Origin of the sequence: Psychromonas ossibalaenae ATCC BAA-1528, assembly GCF_000381745.1 — a bacterium.
In the GTDB taxonomy this organism is placed as follows: domain Bacteria; phylum Pseudomonadota; class Gammaproteobacteria; order Enterobacterales; family Psychromonadaceae; genus Psychromonas; species Psychromonas ossibalaenae.
Window position 1 is genome coordinate 1 of the sequence record NZ_KB907010.1, and the last position, 22,704, is coordinate 22,704.

Here is a 22,704-nt window from a genome sequence, read left to right on the forward strand (position 1 = left end):
TTGGAGCGGTACAAGAGATTCGAACTCTTGACCCCAACCTTGGCAAGGTTGTGCTCTACCACTGAGCTAGTACCGCATCACATCTTATTTCTCATAAAAAGCCGTTTGGGATCTAAGTGACACCTGCTTCGTATGAGGTGCGCATTATAGAGTGGAGGCAGATGAATGCAAGCTTTTTTTACTGATTTTTCAGTTCACAAAGCCTGCCTGCTGAGTTTTTAACCAAACCAGTTTATTTATTAAACAACCCTAGAACTTAAAGAAGTGTTTCTGATAATGCTGCAGTTCCGAGATTGATTCTCGAATATCGTGCAGTGCTAAATGCGTACCCGCTTTTTTGTGTGCATTAGTCATTTCCGGCGCCCAGCGGCGTCCTAACTCTTTTACCGTACTGACATCAATATTACGATAATGGAAAAAATCTTCTAATTCAGGCATCTGACGAACCATAAAACGGCGATCCTGACCAATACTGTTACCACATAATGGTGACGCTCCAGCAGGAACCCATTTTTTTAAAAATTCCAGAGTCGCCAGCTCTGCCTGGGCACAGCTTACTTTACTTGCGATAACCCGCGCCGTTAGACCAGAACTCGCATGATGCTCGGTACACCACTCATCCATCGCATCCATAACTTCTTTGCTTTGATGGATAACAAACTCAGGGCCTTCAGCAATTATATTTAAATCACTATCAGTGACTATGGTCGCGATCTCGATTATCTGATCTGTATCTGGATTTAATCCAGTCATCTCTAAATCAATCCAGACAAGGTTATTTTCATTCATGCTTATTGTGATCCTTTTCTCTGCTAGAGAGGGCTCTTTCCATGCACCCAACACTTTGCAAGCATATAAATCAACAAGTTAAGATGAAGCCAGATACAGGCGCAACTCCCGGATCCGGCTGTTTCTTAACTTGCTTCTATAATAGTCAGAAGAAATTCCATACAGCTGAGTTAGGTTAAGAGGAGGTTATCTCTCTATTTATCGCACGCTCTTCCCGGCATTCCAACTAAACTGTCAATTTCTATTTACAAGTGCTTTGAGTACGTTACTTAAAAATATAGTATGATACGTCATTAATACAATTAGTGATAGCTAAGGAAACCTGTGGCTAAGAAGAAACGACTCAGTAAAAATCAAGTTCGCCGTGTTCAAAGCAACCAGAATAAGCGTCTGACAAAAAATGAGAACAAACAATGGGACGAATCTGAACTTGGCCCGCAGCTTCAAGGCATAGTAATCAGCCGCTTTGGACAGCATGCTGATATTGAAGACGAAAAGGGTAATATTGAACGCTGCAATTTACGCCGAGCAGTAAAATCACTAGTCACTGGAGACCGAGTGGTATGGCGTGCCGGCAAGGAATCTTATCACGGGATCAGCGGCGTTGTAGAAGCTGTTCATCCACGTAAAACCGTATTAACACGTCCAGATTATTATGACGGTATAAAGCCAATCGCCGCCAATATTGATCATATTATTATCGTCAGCTCAATTGCGCCGGAATTTTCCCGCAATATTATCGATCGTTATTTAGTTGCCTGCGAAGATATTGGCATTACACCTATTATCGTTTTAAATAAAAGTGATCTTTTAGACGATCAATCAGCAAAGTTTGTTGATCAGGAACTACAGAGTTACCGGGATATCGGCTACAAAGTTCTATACAGCTCAATGCACGGTGACGGTCTTGATGACTTAAAAGGCGCGATGAAAGACAAAATTAATATTTTTGTCGGCCAGTCCGGTGTCGGTAAAACGTCATTGTTAAACACTCTGCTGCCTGAAGTTGAAGCAGTAACCGGTGAAATTTCAGAAGGCTCTGGCTTAGGTAAACATACCACCACCACTGCACGTTTGTATCATTTCGCCGACGGTGGTGATTTAATTGACAGCCCGGGAATTCGCGAATTCTCATTATGGCACTTAGAAGCTGAGCGTATTGCATCCGGCTTTATTGAGTTTAGAAAACATTTAGGCGGCTGCCGCTTCCGGGACTGCAAACATAAAAACGATCCGGGCTGTGCATTAGTCGCAGGCGTTGAGGCTGGTGAAATTCACCCGGCCCGTTACCATAGTTTTCTGCGTATATTAGAGACCATGGACGATGCAAAAAATGCACGTAACCGTAATCCAAATACTTATTGATATTTAATGACTTTATTAATTATTATAAATAAATTCCCTTATTACCAATATTGAAGAGAGTAAAAAACTATGATCGACCAGCTTAAAATTACTGGCCAGTACCTTTTACCCAAACATCTTATTTCTCGTTTAACGGGTAAATTAGCAGCTGCCAAAGCAGGTAAACTAACTACTTTTTTAATTAAACAGTTTATTGCTAAGTTTGAAATAAACATGGATGAAGCGAAACATTCTGACCCGGTTTATTTTGATACCTTCAATGACTTCTTTACCCGTGAATTAAAAAACGGTGCGCGCACGATTATTGAAGGAGAAAACAACCTGGCACTTCCTGTTGACGGCTGCGTAAGCCAGTTAGGTGACATTAAAGCAGGTCGAATTTTCCAGGCTAAAGGACATGACTTTAGTTTGCGGGAGCTGTTAGGCGGACGCGATGATGTGGCAGTCCCTTTTGATGACGGATTATTCTCAACCATTTATCTGGCACCGAAAGATTATCACCGTATTCATATGCCTGTAACCGGTAAACTAGAACAGATGATCTTTATTCCCGGCGATCTGTTTTCAGTTAACCCGCTCACCGCAGAAAATGTGCCGAATTTATTTGCACGTAATGAACGTGCCGTTGCCATCTTTTCTACCGCTCTTGGACCGATGGCAATGGTATTAGTCGGCGCAACAATTGTCGCCAGTATCGAAACAGTCTGGGCAGGCACGCTAAAAGCAGATAAAAAAGAGATTCAATACTGGGATTATAAAGATAAAGATATCATCCTTGAAAAAGGCGCAGAAATGGGTCGTTTCAAACTAGGCAGTACGATTGTGGCTTTATTTCCTAAAGACAGCATCACATTCTCTGAAGATCTGCAGGCAGGATCAGTTACTCGTTTAGGTGAACTTTTTGCAAAAGCAGAAATAGAAGCACAAACAAGCAAAGAATCTTAACAGGAAATTTTACAGCGAATGTCCCAATTATCAGCAGCACAATACTTAAAAAAAATATTACTTGCACCTGTTTATGAAGCTGCAGTTGAAACTAAGCTGCAGCCTTTAACTAAGCTGTCAGCCCGTTTAAATAATCATGTTTTATTAAAACGTGAAGACCTGCAGCCGGTTCATTCGTTTAAATTACGCGGTGCTTACAATAAGCTGGCTAACTTAACGGAAGAGCAGAAACAAAAAGGCGTCATTGCGGCTTCGGCCGGCAACCATGCCCAGGGCGTTGCTCTCTCCGCTAAAAGGATGGGACTGAAAGCAACTATTGTTATGCCCCGTACAACACCTGACATTAAGGTAAATTCGGTACGAGCATTAGGTGCAGGTGTGGTTTTGTTTGGAGAGGCTTTCGATGAAGCCAGCGCACACTGTAAAGAGCTGGCTGCGCAGCACGGTTACACCTTAATTCCCCCTTTTGATGATCCGGACGTTATTGCCGGCCAGGGTACCATTGCTAAAGAGTTACTGCAGCAGGACGCCCATCTGGATAAAATATTTATCCCTGTCGGCGGCGGCGGTTTAGCAGCCGGCATTGCCGTTTATATAAAACAGCTGCTGCCCGATATAAAAATCATTGCCGTTGAACCCGAAGATGCAGCCTGTTTAAAAGAAGCACTGCAGCAGGGACAGCCGGTCACCTTAAACAAAGTGGGTTTATTTGCAGATGGTGTTGCCGTAAAAACAATCGGCACAGAAACCTTTCGTTTATGTCAGAAATATATCGATGAAGTTATTACCGTCAACAGTGATGAAATCTGCGCAGCTGTCAAAGATATCTTTGATGATACACGCGCTATATCAGAACCCTCTGGTGCACTGTCATTAGCAGGATTGAAAAAATACTGCCACCAGCATGAGCTGAAGAATGAACGTCTGAGCGCGATTTTAAGTGGTGCAAATGTTAACTTTCATGGTCTGCGTTATGTCTCCGAACGCTGTGAATTAGGCGAGCAGAAAGAGAGTATTCTTGCTGTTACTATTCCAGAAAGGCAAGGTGCGTTTCTGGACTTCTGCAACCAGCTTGACGGCCGTGCAATCACTGAATTTAACTACCGCTTTAACTCACCTAAAGCAGCAAATATCTTTGTTGGTATACGCACCCCGCTCGGTTTTGAGGAATTAACGGCACTTACTGAAAAACTGGCTAAAACCGGTTATTCTGTCGCGGACTTAAGTGATGATGAAATGGCAAAACTACATGTGCGCTATATGGTCGGAGGCGCACCAGTCAACAACTTAAATGAACGCCTGTACAGTTTTGAATTTCCTGAGCACCCGAATGCACTGCTTAAGTTTTTAAATATGCTCGGTACACATGCCAATATTACACTTTTTCATTACCGTAACCATGGGGCGGCTTACGGCCAGGTATTAGCTGGTTTTGAGTTAGATGAACACAATACCGATACCTTCAGTGAACATTTAGATGCACTCGGCTACAGTTATAAAGACGAGACTCAAAATCAGTCCTATCGTTTCTTTTTATCTCAACAGGGTCAGCACTAGGGACGGTATATGATGTTCTTACCAATACGAATAAAAAAACATCTTCGCCGCTTAACCCGGCAGCTGACCTGGCCGATGATGTTTATTCTGGTGCTTGCGCAGGCAGGCATTACCTACCTGCTGTTTGTTTTGGCCGGTGAAACAGAGTTAACCCGAAATCCGTTACAGTTTCTTTATTACAACATGGTGGTTATCTCAACTGTCGGATTTGGTGATTTCAGCCCGGCAACTCACCTAGGAAAAATCATCGTCTCCGCTTTCCAGATACCATCGGGACTGATCATTTTTGCCACTTTCATCGGTAAAATAACCCAACTGTTTATCAATATAGCGAGATCCAACATGATCGGTACTAACGACTTCTATCACTATGATGACCACATCCTATTATTATGCTGGAATAAGCACTCTACAGAGCAGATCATAAAGTTAATACTCGGAGACAAAAAGCGTAAGAAACGCCAGATATTACTCTGTGTAACCGATGATATGAAAAATCCGTTTCCTGACAGTAGTGAAATATCTTTTGTCCGATTACGTACTTTTTCAGATACCGAAGAACTGCAGCGCATCGCTCTCAGTAAAGCGAAACGCATCATTGTCGACGGCAGGTCCGATGATGAAACCTTGTCTATCGCTTTAAGTATCGCCACCTACGCCAGCCCAGACGCCAATATATCCGCCCATTTTTTTGATAAGAGTAAAGCAGAGTTATTAAAAATTCACTGCCCGCAGATTGAATGCAGTGTTGATACCAGCTCGCAGATGATGGTAAGAAGCATGCAGGATCCGGGCTCAAGCCAGGTGGCAGAGCAGCTGCTTTCCACCCTGAGCGGCGCAACCTTATACAGCATAAAAACACCGGAGCTTATAAAACCCCTGTCTTTCGGACTGTTGTTCAATCAGCTGAAAAGCAATAACGGCATGATTGTAATAGGTTTAAGCCATTTTAAGAATGGTGACAAAATGCAGTTAAATCCACAGGCGAATACGCTTGTGCACAGCGCCGATTACCTGCATTACATTGCCGACGAACGGGTTGATGCCAGCGAGATAAACTGGAGTGAATTATACTAATATTCAATTCCTTTGCCCTGACTCAATAAAACATAAATTAATTTTAACTCAATGTTTTATGAGGCAGAATTAACAACACCTTGTTTACACAGGCCACCATGTACCAGTCAGTACATTAATGTGTTTTAATGCATTTTGGCTTATTGACAGTGATTACTATTTACCTATAATCGTCTTCTTTATGTTCCTCATATCACAAAAGTGAGGATTAAATGGGAAGCATGTTTCACCTGCTTAAAGGTGGAAAACAGCATGCACTGCCCCCGCAACTGTGTAAGTTTTTACCATGTAAAAACTATAGTCAGATACCAGCATAAAAACGTCACTGTCCACTAAGCGGGTCGGCTTAACTGGAACGTAAATCAGCATCCGAAACACAGCCCTAAAAAATGCAGCTGTTTTCGGTATTCGTAATGGTGGCGAGCCAGAGAAAGTCTTTGTTGCTCAGCAGATATGAAAGGCCACCGCCTTCCCGTAGAACCTCGAACAGCAGACTTTCTTATATTTAATATAAAATAACAAGGAAGAAGCATGCCGCACTTACGTATCACTCCAATCACACTTGCACTACTGAGTTTATATAGCGCCCAAACGCTTGCCAACGATTCGCTTCAATCAGATGAGCGTATGAATGTACTGATCAGAAAAGGCCATAGCGCGCCTAATGCCACTACGCAAAACTACAGTGGTGACAGCGTGATTAAAATCGTGCCAGGCAGTACTGATATTAACAAATCACTAGACCAGCTTATTTCTGAGAACTCTCCTGGATTTGTAAATACCAACTCTGGCACATCAAAGCATAACAGCAGTAATTATCACCGCGGTCTTTCCGATAAATACACACTGTACCTTTTAAATGGTGTTGCTTTTCCAACATCTACATTGGGCAGCCAAAGTATCCCTGATATTCCGGTGGAGTCGATTGAATTAATTGAAGTGATTCGCGGAGCACAGGCATCATTGTACGGTTCTAGCTCGCTAACAGGTGTTATTAACATCATCACTAAAACCGGCGCAACATCGGACGCCCAGCTTAATATCAGCACAGGCTCACATAATACCAACCGACTTGGTGGGGTTTATGCCGATAACTTTGGTAAATTCCATGTAATGACTTCGTTTGAAGTCGATAAGTCAGATGGTTATGACTTTATTGAAGCTTCTGAAGATGATTTTGGCTACCAAACCTATTCGATGAGCAGCTATGCAGCCTATGTAACAGAGAGCAGCCGTTTATCTTTAGCGATTAATAACGGTACCTCTGACTTAGAGATTTACGAGTCATTCCCAAGTGCCGGTAAAGCCGAAACAACACAGGATACACTACAGTTAACCGGTAAATATATCCAAGTGTTTAATAAGCATTTCTCTTCTGAGTTTACTCTTTCATCAGCACAGGTTGATTTAGAGGCGGGGCACCATAACTCAACAGATGTTGATCTCTACTCAACCGATGAAACATTGACGCAGCTGCACTTAAACAGTGAGTGGAGTAAAGTTACAGTTAATCTCGGCGGTGAATTTATCCATTCAGAATATGACTCTAACGAAAATGGTGAAGACCGTGACCAAAAAGCTTTATACATTGCTTTCAGCAGCGATGTAACAGATTACCTCAATGTTTCCGGCGGCCTGCGCAATGACAATTACTCTGACTTTGGTGATGCACTGACTTATTCAGCAGGATTTTCATTATTCAATACTGCAAGCCTGAGTTACAAAACCTCATTTACAGCCCCTTCATACAATGATCTTTACTGGCCAGACACTGGCAACGCTAACTTAGAAGCGGAAGAGGGAGAGATGTTAGAACTATCATTGACGCACAATATTGATACACAGAGCGCGCATATCCCGCTAAAATTCAATATTTACACCGGCTCACTTGATAATAAAATTGAATGGGCGCCTATTGCACCAGGCTCTTGGACTTGGTCTCCGTTTAACATCGGCGAAGTTGAAATAAAAGGCGCTGAAGTTTACATGCAGTATAACGCATCAAACTTCATTTTTGATATTGCGGGCGCTTACAGTGAGAGCATTGATAAAAGCACTAACGAGCAGTTAGATAATGTGCCTGAATGGTCTGGTTCATCAAGCTTTCAATATAATGTTACCAATAGCATTACACCTAAATTTATCTATTCATACATAGGTGAACGTACGGCCTCATCGGGGGAGTTAGATGCTGTTCACCTTCTTGATTTTGCAATTAGTTATCAAGTTATCAAACATATCAATGTTGGTTTCAGCATTAATAACATTACTGATAATGGCAAACAGTTTCACGATGGTTACAATGCAGACGGCAGAACATATCAGTTAACGCTTGGTGCTAATTTATAGAAAACCAGGGGTAAATAGCAGCTTCTATTTATTTACTTTAGTATGTTACGTTAAGTGGCTTTTGCCTTGATGGCGAGTCACTTTTATCAACAGTAATAAAAGCATTATTTCTTAACGCACCATGCCAGGCTGTGTACGCTTTGGACTAGTTATAAGATTTATTTATTCGTTTATCTAAGGGCAAAATGAACAATTTCAAACTGATTTTATTTGTCTTTTTCTTACTGCTATTTATTGTTTTTATCCAATTCAAAAAAGAACTCTTTGTACTCTTTGAAGAGGGGCACGGCAATTTTACCACTCAAGTACAGGGAGAAGAATTTCCAAAAATACTGCTGGATACCACAGGTATACGCTTTGTCTTAGAAAAGCCCCCTGCGCGTATTATTTCTGCCACCCTGTCTACCGACCATATTCTCTCTGATTTAATTAACCAGCAGCGCTTAGTTGCGGTAAGCAGCTATATTGATTATCCCAGCCTGTCTAATATTGTCGGTTTTTATGATAAAAGCATCAGTCGTACTCAGGGTGAAATCGAATCTATGCTGGCTCTGCAGCCTGACCTGGTTTTTGTCGCTTCGTACAGCAACCCGGAAACCGTGCGCTATCTTCTGCGCAGCGGCATCTCCGTCGTACGTCTAAGTGAATTTAACTCCTTTGCTGATATTTATAATAATATTCGACTTGTTGCCAGTGTTACCGACAACAAAGTGCAGGCAGAGAAAATTATCCGTGCTGTCGAAAAACGCATCCAGCATATAAAAGCACAAGTTAAAGACAAACCTAAATTACGGGTGCTCTATTACGATCTTAACGGCTACAGTGTAGGCGCAAATTCATTGATGGATGAAGCGATTCAACTGTCCGGCGGTATCAATGTCGCCGCCGGAGTATTAGCCGATGGAGAAAATAAAATAAGTGAAGAACTGGCTATATCACTGCAGCCGGATGTGATTGTAATGAACCAGTGGGTTTTTAATCAGGATAACGGGCAGGAATCTCCTGCAACTGTATTAAGCAGTAAAAAAGCCTGGTCAGATGTACCGGCAGTAAAAAAACAGCGTGTTTATGCAGTACCCGGCACCTGGTTAAGAAGTATCTCACAGCATCGTATTAAAGGGGTGGAGGCAATAGCAAAACTGCTTCATCCTGATATCAGTACTTACCCGCAAGAGAACATCAATGCTCAGTAATATACGTTCAATACAGTCAGCTCTACTTTTTCTAACGGCTCTGTTTATCAGCTTATCGGTCCTGGGCATTTTACAGGGGCCCGCCGATATCTCATTAACGGCTGTTATGACCATCCTGAAACAAAGCTTATTCACGCCCGCAAGCAGTGATATCCCTAACTGGCAAAGCAGCATTATTTTAGATGTGCGCCTGCCGCGCATGATTATCGCCCTGTTTGCCGGAGCAAGTCTGGCATTATGTGGTTTAGTCATGCAGGGTATGTTCCGTAATCCGCTTGCTTCACCTTCTGTGCTGGGCGTCTCGTCGGGTGCTTCGTTAGGTGCGGTAACAGCCATTTACCTTGGTGCCTCTTTAATTTCCGCATGGGCGATTCCGCTGTTCGCTTTTATCGGCGCGGGTATCTCTCTGAGCATAGTTTACCGCGTTGCATCAACCCGCGGACAGACAAATATAGCAACGCTGCTGCTCTCCGGCGTCGCTATGAGCGCACTTAATGTAGCGGCAACATCATTATTATTAGCGCTGTCACTGAGCAACTGGGATGTGGCACGGATGATCATCTACTGGACAATGGGCGGACTCGACGGGCGCACCTGGGATCATGTACTGATTATTTTACCGATAGTAGTCAGCGGTTTTATACTGCTGCTGTTTTACAGCAAGCAGCTGGATCTGCTGCTGCTCGGAGAGCAGCATGCATTATCTGTCGGGGTTGATGTACGCAGGACTCGCCGTAACCTACTGATTATTAGCACCGCAATGGTCGGCGCATCAGTTTCCGTTGTCGGAGGCATAGGTTTTATCGGTTTAGTCGTACCGCATATTCTGCGTTTAATCCTAGGCCCTTCACACCGTTATCTGCTGCCTGCTTGTTTACTCGGCGGCGCAGTTACCCTGCTGGGAGCGGATCTGTTTTTAAACAGCTTCTTTGCCGAACAGGCAATCCCGCTCGGCGTAGTTACAGCTGCATTAGGCGCACCGTTCTTTCTTTTTCTTTTAATCAAACAACGCTTTATTTTAAGTTAACCGGGTTATAAATATGTCACCTTTAAGCTGCTCTAATCTGTGTTTTTCTTACGATAGAAAACCGTTATTGACGGATATTCATCTAAAATTTGAAGCTGGTCAGTTTGTCGGCCTGATCGGTGCCAACGGTGCAGGTAAAAGCACCCTGCTGCAGCTGCTTTTAGGTTTAATTAAACAGCAGTCAGGTAAGATCAGTCTTAACGGCAGCGAAATTCATTCACAAAAACGCCGTGAAATAGCCAAACAGTTAGCCTTTGTACCGCAGTCTATTGAATTACCTTATGCTTTTACCACGCAGGCATTAGTAGCCATGGGCAGAAATCCTTATCTCGGCCCCTTTGAACTAGAAACCGAGGAAGATACAGAACATATCAACAGCGCTATGGCGGAAACAGATATTCTGCATCTTAAGGACCGTTTTGTGAATACACTTTCAGGCGGTGAAAAGCAGCGGGTTATTATCGCCCGGGCACTTGCTCAGCAGGCCCCGACTATTTTACTGGACGAGCCGATCGCAAGTTTAGATATCTGCCATCAGATTGAGACACTTGAGCTGATAAAGTCACTTAGCCAAAACGGTAAACTGGCAATTACCGCACTTCATGACCTTAACCTGGCGGCTGCCTACTGCGACCGCCTGATTCTAATTGGTAAAAACACAGATCATCAGGGTACAAGCATTGTCGCAGACGGCACACCCGAGCAGGTACTTAACCATGAGAACCTGGCACGATATTTTTCTATTCAGACAGATATTATTAAAACCAACAATACAATCAGTCTGGCTAATATCAAACCGTTCCATCCTAAACAGGCAGGTTAAAGATGCCCAGCTCAGCTACCGATCTACACCTACTAGAGAACGGATTCCCGCTCCTGCAGACAGAGTTGTTTACTATTAAGCAGCAGGGCCGTTTTATCGGAATATACTTATTAAACAGGCACAGAGTTTTATCAAGTTGTCCCGTTAACGGCGGGCTTTGCGATGACTTAACCCATTTAGTCAACCATCAAAGCTGTGATCCCGTGCCGCAGTCAGTTCACTCAAACTATTTAAACAGTTTATCAGCATCGCAGTATCACCACCTTCAGTGCCGCAGTCTTGGCATTCCAGGTGAAACAACAGTACTGCTTAATACCGCTGTAAATATGAATAATCACGCGATTGCACAGCACAGCTATAAAGATCTCCGTGTTACTGTGCTTGCGACAGCCGGTGTTGAGTCAAATGCACTTTGTGCCGGCGATAAAACGACCTGGCATGAAAGTGATAACGGCATTGAAAGCTGTACAGAGCCGCATCAGCAGGCCGGCACCATTAATTTAATTGTGCTGATCAATCAGGCATTATCCAAAGGCGCCACGGCACGGGCAGCGGTAACTTTATGCGAAGCAAAAACCGAAGCATTGCGCCAGCTGGCAGTAAAAAGTAATTACTCTGCCCGCCTGGCAACCGGCACAGGGACCGATCAGTATATTATAGCCAGCACACTTGAAGACCCCCGGAAAAATAAATTAACGGAAAGGCAATGGTCAGGGGGACATAGTAAACTTGGTGAACTGATTGCATTATCCTGTATCGAAGCGCTGCACAGTGCGTTATGTAGACAGAATGGTTTCGATCAAGTAAAAACGCAGCACTTTTGTTACGCCCTGGCGCGTTTTTCTATCAGCCGGGAAAAGCTGTTATATGATATAAAAGAGTCCTGTGCCCCCTTACTTTATGTACATATCGAAAATAATATCGAAGTATTATTAAGCGACCCTCTAATTGTATCCAGCGCTTACGCACTGGCATCCATTGAAGACAACTTACTCAGTAATACAATTGCGAGCAGCACGGCACAACAGCAGCGGATTAACCAATGTGCTTTGCTCAGTGCCTCATTAAGCGTTAATATGACTCTTTTTGAGCAGTTCCATCGCCAGCTGACAGCATTTTCACAAGCTGATTTAGGTACTTTAATAAGCCGGGCATTTATCTTCGGAATAGAGCAGAAATGGCAGTTTAAGAGAGAGTCTAATTGATATCAACAGCCTCGACAGTTAACAACATTTTCCAGACTGTCCTAAGCTCAATATGAAAAAATAATTATAGGAATCAAACAAACATGGCACTGGACAGCACTCTAAATACCGTTGCAGGCTCGTCTATTTTTCAGCAGATCCAGCAGAATATGCCGGAATGGTTTCAACAGGGCGGCGTAGTGATGTGGTTATTACTGATCACCTCTTTTTTAGCTACTATCGTGACTTTGGAAAGGTGTTTTATCTGGCTGAACTACCACTTTAAAGAGGAGCATTTTCCGCTGCATGACTGCTTTGCATCATTAAACAAACATGAAAGAACCGATGCTTTACTGCACTGCCAGAAACTTGATACCCCGGCTCTAAAAATGCTTGAACACGGAATCAATGCACTGCCTTTTTCGCCTAACGAAAAAATGGAATCCTACGCAGAAATACAGATAAGTGCCATGTCCCGCGGGCAGTCACTGCTGGACACTGTGATCACCCTTGCCCCTATGCTGGGTATTTTAGGCACGGTATTAGGCATTATCGACTCATTTAATAGTTTAAGCCTGCAGGGGGCTGAGAACCTTAGCGCAGTTGTCGGCGGAATCGCCCAGGCATTGATTTCAACAGCTGCCGGTCTCTTTGTAGCACTGTTGGCGCTGCTGCCTTATAACCTGTTCCGTTCGCAGATTCAAAAACTAACCCTGCATCTTGAAAGCGTCGGCAGCGAGTTTTATCATATCTGCCATCAAAAAAGTCTGGTAACTAACCAGATGAGTGAAATAATGCAGGCTCAGGAAGACTGCTTATACGGGAAGCCGGCATCTAAGAGTAAAACAGATACCGTAGCTGAGCATAGTGAGATGCCCTACCACTATGAGTTTAAAGAAGGCTCAGACGAGGTGAAAGTCAGTATTCATGATGATGAGATGAAAGAGCTGCATAAAACCTCTCAGGAATCATTAGCTGAAATGTACAGCGATGCCGTTAATGACAAGGATGAATTCTTTGGCGTTAATGAGGTAGAACTGCAGGAGCTGCAGGAGACTACTCATCTTAAAGATCAGCAGAGAGCAGGCAAGGAGGCTCGATGAAACTACATAAGCGGCGCTTTCTGCAGCCGGCGCGTGTTGAACTGCTTCCTCTTATTGATGTGATTTTTCTGCTGTTGATATTGTTTATTTTTGTTATGTTAACAATGACCGTACAGAGCAGCATCAAAATTGTTCTACCTCAGGTGGCGGTCAGTGAGTTACAGACAAAAGAGATGCTGACCATCAGTATTAATGCAGAAAACCAGATTTTTGTAAATGAACAGCCTTCATCGACACAGGACTTTCTTACACAGGTTAGCGCCCTGCAGCATAAAAAAACATTACCGATATTAATTCGCGGCGATCAGAAGGCCGACTTAGGTATCGCTTTATCCATTTTAAACAAACTGCGTTCAACCGGATTTGAACATGTCACTTTTGCAGCAGAAAAAGACAATTAGAATATCATGAAATATATTGGTCATTACTTTCCTTTTTTTATACTCAGCATCCTGCTTTACGGGCTGTTTTTTTATTATAACTCCCAGGTGACTATTGTTACTCCGATCCAGTTAAATTCTGAAAAACAGTCAATGCAGGTTCAGTTTCTAGAAGTCGCGCCGCCGCGGCCTGAAGCCGTGCCTATAGAAAAAGTTAAGGCTCAGGCTGTTGTTAAACAACAGGAACCAGCAAAAAGATCGGCTCCCCAGGCAGAGAAAAAAACAATAGCAGCAGCGGTCGTACAAACACAAAGTGAATCGCAGATAAAAATAGCCAACCAGGAACTGCGCAAAAGTATCCATGAAACCAGTGCAGAAAGTGACGCCTTATTAAAAAGCGAGCAGTTTGAAAAGGATTTCTACCTAGATTTACCAGCTGCGCCAGTCACTCGAAAAGCACCAGTGAAAAAAATAAACAAACCGCTAAAAACAGCCAAGCAGCCGCCGCTCAGCAGCGAAGTTATCAAGCAGCAGGACAAACCTAAACGTGTATTCAAAGCCTCTCCTGCGAATAATGCGGCGGCTCCTTCAACAGAGAAACTGGGAGTACTGCAGGAGGCTATCGTGGTTTCCGGCAATAAACCGACCTACCCGAATCGTGCTATTCTGCGTAATCAGCAGGGAAGAGTAGTAGTAAAATTAACCGTAACCATGAGCGGCAGGCCTAAAAACCCTAAAGTAATGACCTCCAGCGGTTACCCTATTTTAGATAATGCCGTGCTTGAATTTATCGCTAAAGAGCGGTTTATGCCGGCACATAAAGGTGACGAAAAAATTACCACAGAACAACTTTTTTCGTTCCGCTTTGGGTTAAAGTAGCCCACCATTTATAACAGCCGAATACTAAGAACCAGGTTCGAATATCCTGTTATTATTTTTTACAAAACCTCGCAATGCGATGAATTAAGTTTAAGCTTAAAGAGGATTACTCGGGCATGGTTGGAGACTAAATGAGCAAGATAAAACTATCAACCGACAGACTGACTATCGGCTTGTATATTCAGCTTCCCTGCTCCTGGGGAGGTCATCCGTTTCTTTTCAGCAGCTTCAAAATTCAAGAGCAGGAGCAGATCAAAGCGCTGCAGTCGCTAGACTTCAGCTTTGTTATTTATATTCCCGAAAAAAGTGACACCTCTCCGCTTCCTCCTAGAAAAGACATAAAAGATGAACAACAGATCGATGACGGAGAGAATACCTATTTAAATGAATTGTGGTTAGAGAAAGAACGTAAAGTTGAAGAGCAGAAATCCTATTTAAGAAATTTACGCAGATGTGAAAATGATTTCAAACAGTCGCTTTCCGTGGTGCGCTCAATTAATTTAAAACTGGAGCACCAGGCTCCGATGGCTTTAGAGGACGCCAAGGAGTTAATCAGCGGCATAACCGGTAAGCTCAACAAAAGCAACAGTACTATGATGCATTTAATGGAGGAGGGGCAAGAGGGAGACAAATATCATAGTCATGTCTTTCATGTTGCTATTTTGTCTATGATCCTTGGTAAAGCGTTGGCATTATCAGAGCAGGAGTTAATATATCTGGGGCTCGGCGCTTTATTTCACGATCTAGGGAAAAGTAAAATACCTAATCAGATACTGCACAACAGACCACAGATAACCCCAGCTGAGAACAATTATTATAAAATGCACGTGCGTTTTGCGTTAGACAAAATCAATAATATTCAAGGGTTCCCGCAGTCAGTAAGTGAAATCGTCAGTCAGCATCACGAATATCTAGACGGCAGCGGCTATCCGCTGAAACTAAGCGGCGATCAGATCAGTCTGTTAACACAAATTGTCACCATCGCTAATGAATATGACAATATCTGTAATCCAACCAATAAACACCCGAGCCGTACTCCCTACCATGCTTTATCTTACCTTTATAAGAACAAAGGAAAACAGCTTAATAAAAAAGTATTAGGGTTGTTAATCAAAGAGCTAGGCGTATACCCGCCGGGATGTATTGTACAGCTTTCCAATGAAAAGCTGGCGCTTGTAATGAGCGTAAGTAAAACAAATATACTACAGCCGAATGTAATGATCTATGATCCGTCAATTCCTAAAAATGATGCGCCGATTATCTCATTAAGCGAAAAAGATATAACCATTGAAAAAGTTATTATTCCAAGCAGGCTGCCGGAAAATATTCAGGAATATCTGAATCCAAGAGCCCGGGTAAATTATTACTTTGAACACCAGGAAGAAAGTTAAGCTATATACCCGTTATCATTCAAAATGCATTTTGCAATGGTGAGCTTTAACTCACGACTATATCTGGACATAAAAAAAGACCCTCAATAATTGCTTGTCCAACTATTGGGGGTCACTTCAAATCCGGGCTTTCTTGTATTAGTTACTTTTAATCAACCGATGCCATATCACCGCGGTCTTCCAGCCAGACCTTACGATCACCGGCACGCTTCTTAGCTAATAACATATCCATCATCTCTAACATTTTATCCGCATCCGTGGTAGTTAACTGCACCAGACGACGGGTATTCGGATCCATGGTTGTTTCACGGAGCTGATCCGGGTTCATTTCACCCAGCCCTTTAAAGCGCTGTACATTGACCTTACCACGCTTTTTCTCGGCTTCGATACGGTCTAGAACCCCCTCTTTTTCATCCTCATCTAGAGCGTAAAAAACTTCTTTACCGATATCAATCCGGTATAAAGGCGGCATAGCGACATAAAAATGACCGGCATCAACCACATGTCTGAAGTGACGTACAAAAAGGGCACACACTAAGGTCGCAATATGCAGACCATCCGAATCGGCATCAGCAAGGATACAGATTTTACCGTAACGCAAAGCAGACAAATCAGCGCTCGCAGGGTCGATACCAATTGCCACAGAAATATTATGGATCTCTTCTGAATTTAAAATAACGTCAGAGTCATCCTCCCAGGTGTTTTTTATTTTACCTCGAAGCGGCAGAATCGCCTGAAATTCTCTGTCTCGCGCTTGTTTTGCAGAGCCTCCCGCCGAGTCCCCTTCCACCAGGAAAAGCTCACCGCGTTCCGGCTCCTGTGTTGAACAGTCGGTTAATTTACCCGGCAGTGCCGGGCCCTGAGTTATTTTTTTGCGGGCAACTTTCTTACTTTTGCGGGTACGGGTCTGAGCATTATTAATACAGAATTCAGCAAGAAGCTCTGCTTCATTAACATTTGCATTCAGCCATAAACTAAAGGCATCTTTAACAACGCCGGAAACAAAAGCCGCACACTGGCGTGAAGATAAGCGCTCTTTAGTCTGGCCGGCAAACTGCGGCTCTTTGATTTTAACGGAAAGAATATAAGCACATTTATCCCAGATATCTTCCGGACTTAATTTGATACCGCGCGGCAGCAGATTGCGGATATCACAGAACTCCCGCATCGCATCTAATAAACCTTGTCTAAAACCGTTAACGTGCGTGCCGCCCTGCGCTGTTGGAATTAAGTTTACATAACTCTCGGAGATAGAGTCGCCGCCTTCAGGCAGCCACACGACTGCCCAGTCTGCAGTTTCTCTATTGGCCGTAAACTTTCCGACAAAAGGAGCCGCCGGCAGCAGCTCATTTTCTGAAACAGCTTCAATTAAGTAATCATTTAAACCGTCCTGATAGCACCATTCATAGTTATTTTTATTAACTTTATCCTTAAACTTAATGCTTAAACCCGGACACAACACCGCTTTGGCCTTAAGCAGGTGTAGTAAACGTGATACGGAAAATTTAGCACTGTCAAAATATTTTGGATCCGGGCGAAAATGTACGCTGGTTCCGGTATTACGTTTACCACAGGTATCAACTTGATGCAGCTCTTCAACTTTTTCACCATGTTCAAAAGCAATATGAAAAACTTTAGCGTCACGGCGAATATGCACATCAATACGTGTTGATAAAGCGTTAACTACCGAGATCCCAACTCCGTGCAGGCCGCCGGATATTTCATAGTTTTTACCTGAGAACTTACCGCCTGCATGCAGTTTACAGAAAATCAGCTCCACTCCGGAAATGCCTTCTTCAGGGTGGATATCTATCGGCATCCCTCGACCGTCATCAATAACTTCTAATGACTGGTCTTCATGTAATATGACTTGAATCGAACCGGCATGCCCGGCTAGTGCTTCATCGACACTGTTATCAATAACTTCCTGACCAAGATGATTGGGGCGTGAGGTTTCGGTGTACATTCCAGGGCGGTGACGGACAGGATCCAGTCCGTTTAGTACCTCAATGGAATCTGAATTGTATTGCTCGCTCATGCTTGTACCTATCTTGGAAAATCAATGATTGTATAAAATCTTACGCAGTGCGTCAGATGATGAATATTTAAAGCTAATAATTGTTTGAAGAGTTAAAGGAGATAACTGCCTGGCGTATCTAGTATGGGAAATTAAAATAGAAACTTAATAATATCCGGCAGATAACGTTCAAAACCGGCAAAGCTGTGATTGCCTCCCTCTTCACAGCTTATTTTACACTGTTTGTATTTGTCGAAGGCTTGACGGTAATCTAAAACTTCGTCTTCTTTTTGTAATAAAACCCAGCATTTTTCAGGTCTGCTTAACAACGGCACTTCCAGGGATTTTAACTGAGTCATAAAATGCTGATCAATCTGATACTCATCCCCCGTATACGGGTGTACCTGCCTGCCGGCATATGCTTCTAATAAATGATAAGGGTAAACAGCCGGATTTATCAGTACAACATTCACACAATACTGCTGTGCAGCTTTTGCGGCTAAATAACCGCCCAGAGAGCTTCCCATTACCGCAATCTGATCATGCTTGTGCTGTGCAAACAGAGATTCAACCATTGCCCACATCTGTTCCGGCAATGACGGCAGCTGCGGACAGATAAACTGAATATCAGGAAAGAACTCACTTAAGTAGGAAGACATCTGCTTCGCTTTCAAGGATCCCGGAGAGCTATGAAAGCCGTGTAATGACAATAAGATCTGTGCCATTAATAACCTTTTGCATCCTCATCAACAGTAAATGCTCCCTGCTCTATCCGCTCAACTTTAGTTTCAATCTCACCGTTTTTGTGAAGTCCTAAATAACGGTAGCCGGGAGCGCGCGAGTCTAATGCAAAGTCATCGGAATTGGGTTTGAACTGCACACAGGTTGACGGCGTTGTTAAAAAACGCACACCGTCCTGATTGACATCACTTGCCTGATGAACGTGCCCGGATAAAACTGCGCGTATATTTTTAAAGGGCTTAATTAGATCTAAAAACTGCTCATTATTTTTTAATATATGCTGATCTAACCAGGCAGAGCCGACGGGTAAAATATGATGATGGATACAAATTAAAGTATGTTTATAAGGATGTTCAGCTAACGCTTCTTCTAGGAAACATAATTGTGTGTCACTTAAAAATCCATGGGGAACACCTTCAACCTGCGAATCTAGTAAAATTATCTGCCAGTATTCACTGCTGATTTGTGTTGTCCGTGCCAACCCCTGCTCTAATAAACTCGGCAGCATTATAGTCTGTATATCATGGTTGCCCGGCAGCCAGTAACAGGGCATATCTAAGGTTTTTATCTCAGTGGTAAAATCCAGATATGACTGCGCGGAGTGATCCTGAGAAAGATCGCCCGTAGATAAAACCGCCTGACAGTCAGTCGAGTACTGACGGGCATGCTCAACGACAGCTTCATAACTCTGCACCGTTTTAATGCCGAGCAGATCCTTGTCTCGATCAGCAAAAAGATGAGTATCGGTTATCTGCAGAAGCTCTAAACAGCCCTGCTTATTTGCTTTTAATTGTGCGACTTTTGTCTTCATAGCATTCTTTGCGGCTTTAAACGTTTGTTAATATATTGTTATTGAGTATAAATTAAGCGGCTTTTATATAAGCCGTTAAGTGCACAATTTTACCATTAGGCGGGCCTCGATTACCAACAAATAGCTAAAAATGTCGGTAAAGGCACATTTACGTTTATAAACATGCCTTTCAATAACCCAATAATGACTGACCGGCAGACAATTATGCAGGCTAGCCGTTGTCAGTATGTGACACAAGCCAGGTATCTTTATTGAGCTCCAGCCACTGCAGCGCGATAACAGCAGCCGCATTATTGATTTTGCCGTCGATTACCCACTGATAAGCTGTTTCTCTTGGAACAACGTGCACGCGGATATCTTCCCCTTCTTCAGCCAGTCCATGAATGCCGCCGACATCACTGCTGTCTACATCGGCAATAAACAGATCTATCTTCTCAGTTGTGCCGCCCGGGCTGACCAGAAAATTAAGAATAAAGCAGCATGATTTAACCGTTAATCCCGCCTCTTCAAGCGCTTCCCGTTTGACCACCTCAGCAGCTTCTTCGCCCTCTTCAATGATACCGGCAACTAATTCAAGCAGCCAGGGGGACTGTTGGCACTCCATTGCGCCGAAACGGAACTGTTCAACCAGTACAACCGTATCGGTTCGAGCATCATAAGGTAAAACAGCGGCTGCATGTCCACGTTCAAAAAACTCACGCTGAATTTCCGGACTCCAGCCGCCGGCGAACAGTTTGTGTTTTAACGTATACTTATTACATTCAAAAAAACCTTTATATAAAGGTTCTTTTTTTACTACTTCAACATCGCTGTGATCATAATGAATCTGCTCTGACGAGCTTAAAAGTGAATGTTCGTTCATTTTTTTCCAATCCCCCTTAAAATAATTACATAATATTAATATTTTATAATACACTAAGTGAACACTCTCTTTTGCCTAATTTTATCAACTATTAGCTTTGCTCACAGGACGCTTTGCCATGACGTTAAAAAGAATTTCTATTTCAACTTTAATCGCATTATCGACTTTCAGTTACTCGGTTAATGCAGATAATTTATTACAGGTTTATCAAGTTGCTAAACTCAAAGATCCCACCATTCTTAAAAGCAAAGCACAATATGATGTGTACGCAGAAAAAGTAACAGAAGCTAATGCAGCTTTATTACCGCAGATTGGTTTCGGATTAAATGCAGGCCGTACTATTGCAAATGAAAGCGCAGCTGATAACAGCAGCTATGGTGCCGATCTGTCTTTGTCCCAGTCTCTGTATAGCGGGACATACTGGCAGCAGTTCGATATTGCCGAAAAACAAGCCACGCAGTTTGCAACCGCCTATGGTTACGCGGCACAAGATCTGATATTTAGAACCGCTACCGCTTACTTTAATGTGTTACGTGCAGATGAAGCGGTGCAGTCAGTTAAAGCAAATAAACGTGCGATTGCCCGCCAGCTTGAGCAGACCAAGCAGCGCTTTGAAGTAGGCTTAATTGCGATTACTGATGTTCATGAAGCACAGGCTGAGTACGATAGAACAACAGCCGATCAAATCAATGCTGAAAACGCACTGGCAAATTCATATTATTCATTACGTGAATTAACCGGTGAAGATATCGCCAATGTTGCATATTTAAATGAAGATACCTTTGAAGCGCAAGGTATTGAAGGTGACGTTAAACTTTGGCGCAATAAAGCGCTAGAGCATAACCTTAATCTGCACGGCATGCGCATTGCTAAAGAGGTTGCAAAAATGCAGATCGATTTAGCAGAAACCGGCCATAAGCCAACTTTAGATTTAACTGCGGGTGTCGGTTACAAAAATCAGGATTATGATGAATCCAACACGATGGATATTGACAGCACTTCCGGCAGCGTCGGCCTAAGCTTAAACGTCCCCCTCTATACGGGCGGCAGAATTACTTCTCAAGTGAAACAGGCACAGTACAGCTATGTGATGGCCAGTGAAGATTTAATACAGGCTTTCCGGGCAACTGAAGCACAGATTAACAGCGGTTATAATAATGTTCGTGCATCAATCAGTTCTATTCGCGCCTATGAGCAGACTGTAAAATCTTCAAGCAGTGCACTTGAAGCAACAGAAGCTGGTTTTGAAGTGGGTACACGTACTATTGTTGATGTTTTAGATGCGACACGTAATTTGTACGCATCAGAAAATCAGCTGGCAAACGCCCGTTACGATTACACTATTAATATGCTCCAGCTTAAATTCTCAGCGGGTACATTATCAGAGCAGGATATTACCGATGTTTCTGCAAGCCTGATTGAAGAAAAACCACAAAGCACTAACTAGTCATTAATGATTATTGCAAAAAAGGGAAGCCGGGTGCTTCCCTTTTTATTTACAAGCGATACAGGGGAAAAACTGTGTTAGAAAAGCTAAAAAAAGCGATACAAAAACGCTACAGCACTAAAATATTTAAAGCCGGTGAAGATGTTGATCAGGAAAAGCTGAACCTTTTATTAGAGACCCTGCCGCTGGCCCCAACCTCTATCAATTCACAGGCATGGCATTTATATTTGATCAGCAGCCCGGCTGAAAAAGCACGCCTGGCTGAAACAACCTGGGAAAGTAACCAGGCTAAATATAAAGACAGTTCCTATCTGTTAGTCTTTTGTGCCAAAACCACATTTGCCAGGCAGGATCTACTAGAAATTGAACAGCTCACAGCTTCTACTCGTGATGCTGAAATAAATGAAGGACGTCTGGCGATGCTTGATAATTACGTCGGCAGCATGTCGGAAAGAGATAAACAGGAATGGTTAAAACGTCAGGTATACCTTGTCTTCGGGCAGTTTCTTACTACCTGCGCACTGATCGACCTGGACAGCTGTCCTATTGAAGGTTTTGATACACAAAAAATGGATAAACTGCTGGGTTTAAAAGAAAAAGGTTTAACCTCGGTGGTCAGTGCCGTGATCGGCTCGCGTGATACAAATGACTTTAACACCCTTGATAAAGCGCAGAAAGTACGCTTCCCCAAGGAAAAAATGATCACTGAAATCAAATAGCCGTGATAAAAAAGAGAGGTTTTTAACCTCTCTTTTTACCTTTAA

At 43.0% G+C, this 22,704-nt stretch carries 20 protein-coding genes, 1 tRNA gene and 1 riboswitch; of the genes, 15 read left to right on the forward strand and 6 right to left on the reverse strand.

Features of this window, described 5'->3' with window-relative positions; genetic code table 11:
- Position 1 precedes the first annotated feature (1 nt).
- Positions 2-76: transfer RNA gene (locus G327_RS0117655), tRNA-Gly, on the reverse strand.
- A 173-nt stretch (positions 77-249) separates the two neighbouring features.
- A complete protein-coding gene (orn, locus tag G327_RS0117660) occupies positions 250-795 on the reverse strand; it encodes an oligoribonuclease (protein ID WP_245542705.1) in 546 nt (181 codons plus the stop codon).
- A 318-nt stretch (positions 796-1,113) separates the two neighbouring features.
- Here orn and rsgA point away from each other — a divergent pair, with 318 nt between their 5' ends.
- The 13 genes from rsgA (at position 1,114) to G327_RS0117725 (ending at position 16,062) form a co-directional block, all read left to right on the forward strand.
- Positions 1,114-2,154 carry a small ribosomal subunit biogenesis GTPase RsgA gene (rsgA, locus tag G327_RS0117665; RefSeq protein WP_019616136.1) on the forward strand — a complete coding sequence of 347 codons (1,041 nt, stop codon included), beginning with the start codon at positions 1,114-1,116 and terminating at the stop codon, positions 2,152-2,154.
- A gap of 69 nt (positions 2,155-2,223) precedes the next feature.
- Complete coding sequence (gene asd / locus G327_RS0117670) at positions 2,224-3,099, forward strand: archaetidylserine decarboxylase (RefSeq protein ID WP_019616137.1); 876 nt, start codon at positions 2,224-2,226, stop codon at positions 3,097-3,099.
- 18 nt (positions 3,100-3,117) lie between these two features.
- Positions 3,118-4,656, forward strand: a complete 1,539-nt coding sequence (gene ilvA, locus G327_RS0117675; RefSeq protein ID WP_019616138.1) for a threonine ammonia-lyase, biosynthetic — start codon at positions 3,118-3,120, stop codon at positions 4,654-4,656.
- 9 nt (positions 4,657-4,665) lie between these two features.
- On the forward strand, positions 4,666-5,733 hold the full coding sequence (locus tag G327_RS0117680; protein ID WP_019616139.1) for a potassium channel family protein: 1,068 nt from the start codon (positions 4,666-4,668) through the stop codon (positions 5,731-5,733).
- A 164-nt stretch (positions 5,734-5,897) separates the two neighbouring features.
- Positions 5,898-6,064, forward strand: a riboswitch (cobalamin riboswitch).
- Between the two features lie 200 nt (positions 6,065-6,264).
- Positions 6,265-8,082 carry a TonB-dependent receptor plug domain-containing protein gene (locus tag G327_RS0117685; RefSeq protein ID WP_019616140.1) on the forward strand — a complete coding sequence of 606 codons (1,818 nt, stop codon included), beginning with the start codon at positions 6,265-6,267 and terminating at the stop codon, positions 8,080-8,082.
- A gap of 185 nt (positions 8,083-8,267) precedes the next feature.
- A complete protein-coding gene (locus G327_RS0117690) occupies positions 8,268-9,275 on the forward strand; it encodes an ABC transporter substrate-binding protein (RefSeq protein WP_019616141.1) in 1,008 nt (335 codons plus the stop codon).
- The gene (locus G327_RS0117695; protein WP_019616142.1) at positions 9,265-10,302 is read left to right on the forward strand and encodes a FecCD family ABC transporter permease; all 1,038 of its coding nucleotides are present in this window, start codon (positions 9,265-9,267) and stop codon (positions 10,300-10,302) included. Before G327_RS0117690 ends, G327_RS0117695 begins: the two co-directional genes overlap by 11 nt.
- A gap of 13 nt (positions 10,303-10,315) precedes the next feature.
- Positions 10,316-11,125, forward strand: coding sequence for an ABC transporter ATP-binding protein (locus G327_RS0117700; RefSeq protein ID WP_019616143.1), 810 nt, complete (start codon positions 10,316-10,318; stop codon positions 11,123-11,125).
- Positions 11,126-11,127: 2 nt separating this feature from the next.
- A complete protein-coding gene (locus G327_RS25045; protein WP_019616144.1) occupies positions 11,128-12,330 on the forward strand; it encodes an adenosylcobinamide amidohydrolase in 1,203 nt (400 codons plus the stop codon).
- Between the two features lie 83 nt (positions 12,331-12,413).
- Positions 12,414-13,412, forward strand: a complete 999-nt coding sequence (locus G327_RS0117710; RefSeq protein WP_019616145.1) for a MotA/TolQ/ExbB proton channel family protein — start codon at positions 12,414-12,416, stop codon at positions 13,410-13,412.
- Positions 13,409-13,813, forward strand: a complete 405-nt coding sequence (locus G327_RS0117715; RefSeq protein WP_019616146.1) for an ExbD/TolR family protein — start codon at positions 13,409-13,411, stop codon at positions 13,811-13,813. The genes G327_RS0117710 and G327_RS0117715 overlap by 4 nt, the downstream gene beginning before the upstream one ends.
- Before the next feature lie 6 nt (positions 13,814-13,819).
- A complete protein-coding gene (locus G327_RS26200) occupies positions 13,820-14,671 on the forward strand; it encodes an energy transducer TonB (protein WP_019616147.1) in 852 nt (283 codons plus the stop codon).
- Between the two features lie 131 nt (positions 14,672-14,802).
- Positions 14,803-16,062, forward strand: a complete 1,260-nt coding sequence (locus tag G327_RS0117725) for a cyclic di-GMP phosphodiesterase (protein ID WP_019616148.1) — start codon at positions 14,803-14,805, stop codon at positions 16,060-16,062.
- Positions 16,063-16,210: 148 nt separating this feature from the next.
- On the opposite strand, the gene parE is transcribed toward G327_RS0117725, so the two are convergent.
- The 4 genes from parE to nudF form a co-directional block, all read right to left on the reverse strand.
- Complete coding sequence (gene parE, locus G327_RS0117730) at positions 16,211-18,100, reverse strand: DNA topoisomerase IV subunit B (RefSeq protein ID WP_019616149.1); 1,890 nt, start codon at positions 18,098-18,100, stop codon at positions 16,211-16,213.
- 131 nt (positions 18,101-18,231) lie between these two features.
- The gene (locus G327_RS0117735; RefSeq protein WP_019616150.1) at positions 18,232-18,804 is read right to left on the reverse strand and encodes a YqiA/YcfP family alpha/beta fold hydrolase; all 573 of its coding nucleotides are present in this window, start codon (positions 18,802-18,804) and stop codon (positions 18,232-18,234) included.
- Positions 18,804-19,631 carry a 3',5'-cyclic-AMP phosphodiesterase gene (cpdA, locus tag G327_RS0117740; RefSeq protein WP_019616151.1) on the reverse strand — a complete coding sequence of 276 codons (828 nt, stop codon included), beginning with the start codon at positions 19,629-19,631 and terminating at the stop codon, positions 18,804-18,806. The genes G327_RS0117735 and cpdA overlap by 1 nt, the downstream gene beginning before the upstream one ends.
- A 211-nt stretch (positions 19,632-19,842) precedes the next feature.
- Entirely contained in the window at positions 19,843-20,493 is a 651-nt protein-coding gene (nudF, locus tag G327_RS0117745; RefSeq protein WP_019616152.1) for an ADP-ribose diphosphatase, read from the reverse strand.
- 118 nt (positions 20,494-20,611) lie between these two features.
- Here nudF and tolC point away from each other — a divergent pair, with 118 nt between their 5' ends.
- Both tolC and G327_RS0117755 read left to right on the forward strand, forming a co-directional pair.
- Positions 20,612-21,940 (forward strand): outer membrane channel protein TolC, encoded by a 1,329-nt coding sequence (tolC, locus tag G327_RS0117750; protein ID WP_019616153.1) that lies wholly within the window; start codon positions 20,612-20,614, stop codon positions 21,938-21,940.
- A gap of 74 nt (positions 21,941-22,014) precedes the next feature.
- Positions 22,015-22,659: a nitroreductase family protein gene (locus tag G327_RS0117755; RefSeq protein ID WP_019616154.1), complete on the forward strand. Its 645-nt coding sequence runs from the start codon at positions 22,015-22,017 to the stop codon at positions 22,657-22,659.
- Positions 22,660-22,704: the final 45 nt, after the last annotated feature.

What these genes read in the sequence shown, in the direction of transcription:
- asd (WP_019616137.1), top strand. Translation starts at nt 2,224, where the DNA reads ATGATCGACCAGCTTAAAATTACTGGCCAGTACCTTTTACCCAAACAT.
- ilvA (WP_019616138.1), top strand. Translation starts at nt 3,118, where the DNA reads ATGTCCCAATTATCAGCAGCACAATACTTAAAAAAAATATTACTTGCA.
- G327_RS0117680 (WP_019616139.1), top strand. Translation starts at nt 4,666, where the DNA reads ATGATGTTCTTACCAATACGAATAAAAAAACATCTTCGCCGCTTAACC.
- G327_RS0117685 (WP_019616140.1), top strand. Translation starts at nt 6,265, where the DNA reads ATGCCGCACTTACGTATCACTCCAATCACACTTGCACTACTGAGTTTA.
- G327_RS0117690 (WP_019616141.1), top strand. Translation starts at nt 8,268, where the DNA reads ATGAACAATTTCAAACTGATTTTATTTGTCTTTTTCTTACTGCTATTT.
- G327_RS0117695 (WP_019616142.1), top strand. Translation starts at nt 9,265, where the DNA reads ATGCTCAGTAATATACGTTCAATACAGTCAGCTCTACTTTTTCTAACG.
- G327_RS0117700 (WP_019616143.1), top strand. Translation starts at nt 10,316, where the DNA reads ATGTCACCTTTAAGCTGCTCTAATCTGTGTTTTTCTTACGATAGAAAA.
- G327_RS25045 (WP_019616144.1), top strand. Translation starts at nt 11,128, where the DNA reads ATGCCCAGCTCAGCTACCGATCTACACCTACTAGAGAACGGATTCCCG.
- G327_RS0117710 (WP_019616145.1), top strand. Translation starts at nt 12,414, where the DNA reads ATGGCACTGGACAGCACTCTAAATACCGTTGCAGGCTCGTCTATTTTT.
- G327_RS0117715 (WP_019616146.1), top strand. Translation starts at nt 13,409, where the DNA reads ATGAAACTACATAAGCGGCGCTTTCTGCAGCCGGCGCGTGTTGAACTG.
- G327_RS26200 (WP_019616147.1), top strand. Translation starts at nt 13,820, where the DNA reads ATGAAATATATTGGTCATTACTTTCCTTTTTTTATACTCAGCATCCTG.
- G327_RS0117725 (WP_019616148.1), top strand. Translation starts at nt 14,803, where the DNA reads ATGAGCAAGATAAAACTATCAACCGACAGACTGACTATCGGCTTGTAT.
- parE (WP_019616149.1), bottom strand. Translation starts at nt 18,100, where the DNA reads ATGAGCGAGCAATACAATTCAGATTCCATTGAGGTACTAAACGGACTG.
- G327_RS0117735 (WP_019616150.1), bottom strand. Translation starts at nt 18,804, where the DNA reads ATGGCACAGATCTTATTGTCATTACACGGCTTTCATAGCTCTCCGGGA.
- cpdA (WP_019616151.1), bottom strand. Translation starts at nt 19,631, where the DNA reads ATGAAGACAAAAGTCGCACAATTAAAAGCAAATAAGCAGGGCTGTTTA.
- nudF (WP_019616152.1), bottom strand. Translation starts at nt 20,493, where the DNA reads ATGAACGAACATTCACTTTTAAGCTCGTCAGAGCAGATTCATTATGAT.
- tolC (WP_019616153.1), top strand. Translation starts at nt 20,612, where the DNA reads ATGACGTTAAAAAGAATTTCTATTTCAACTTTAATCGCATTATCGACT.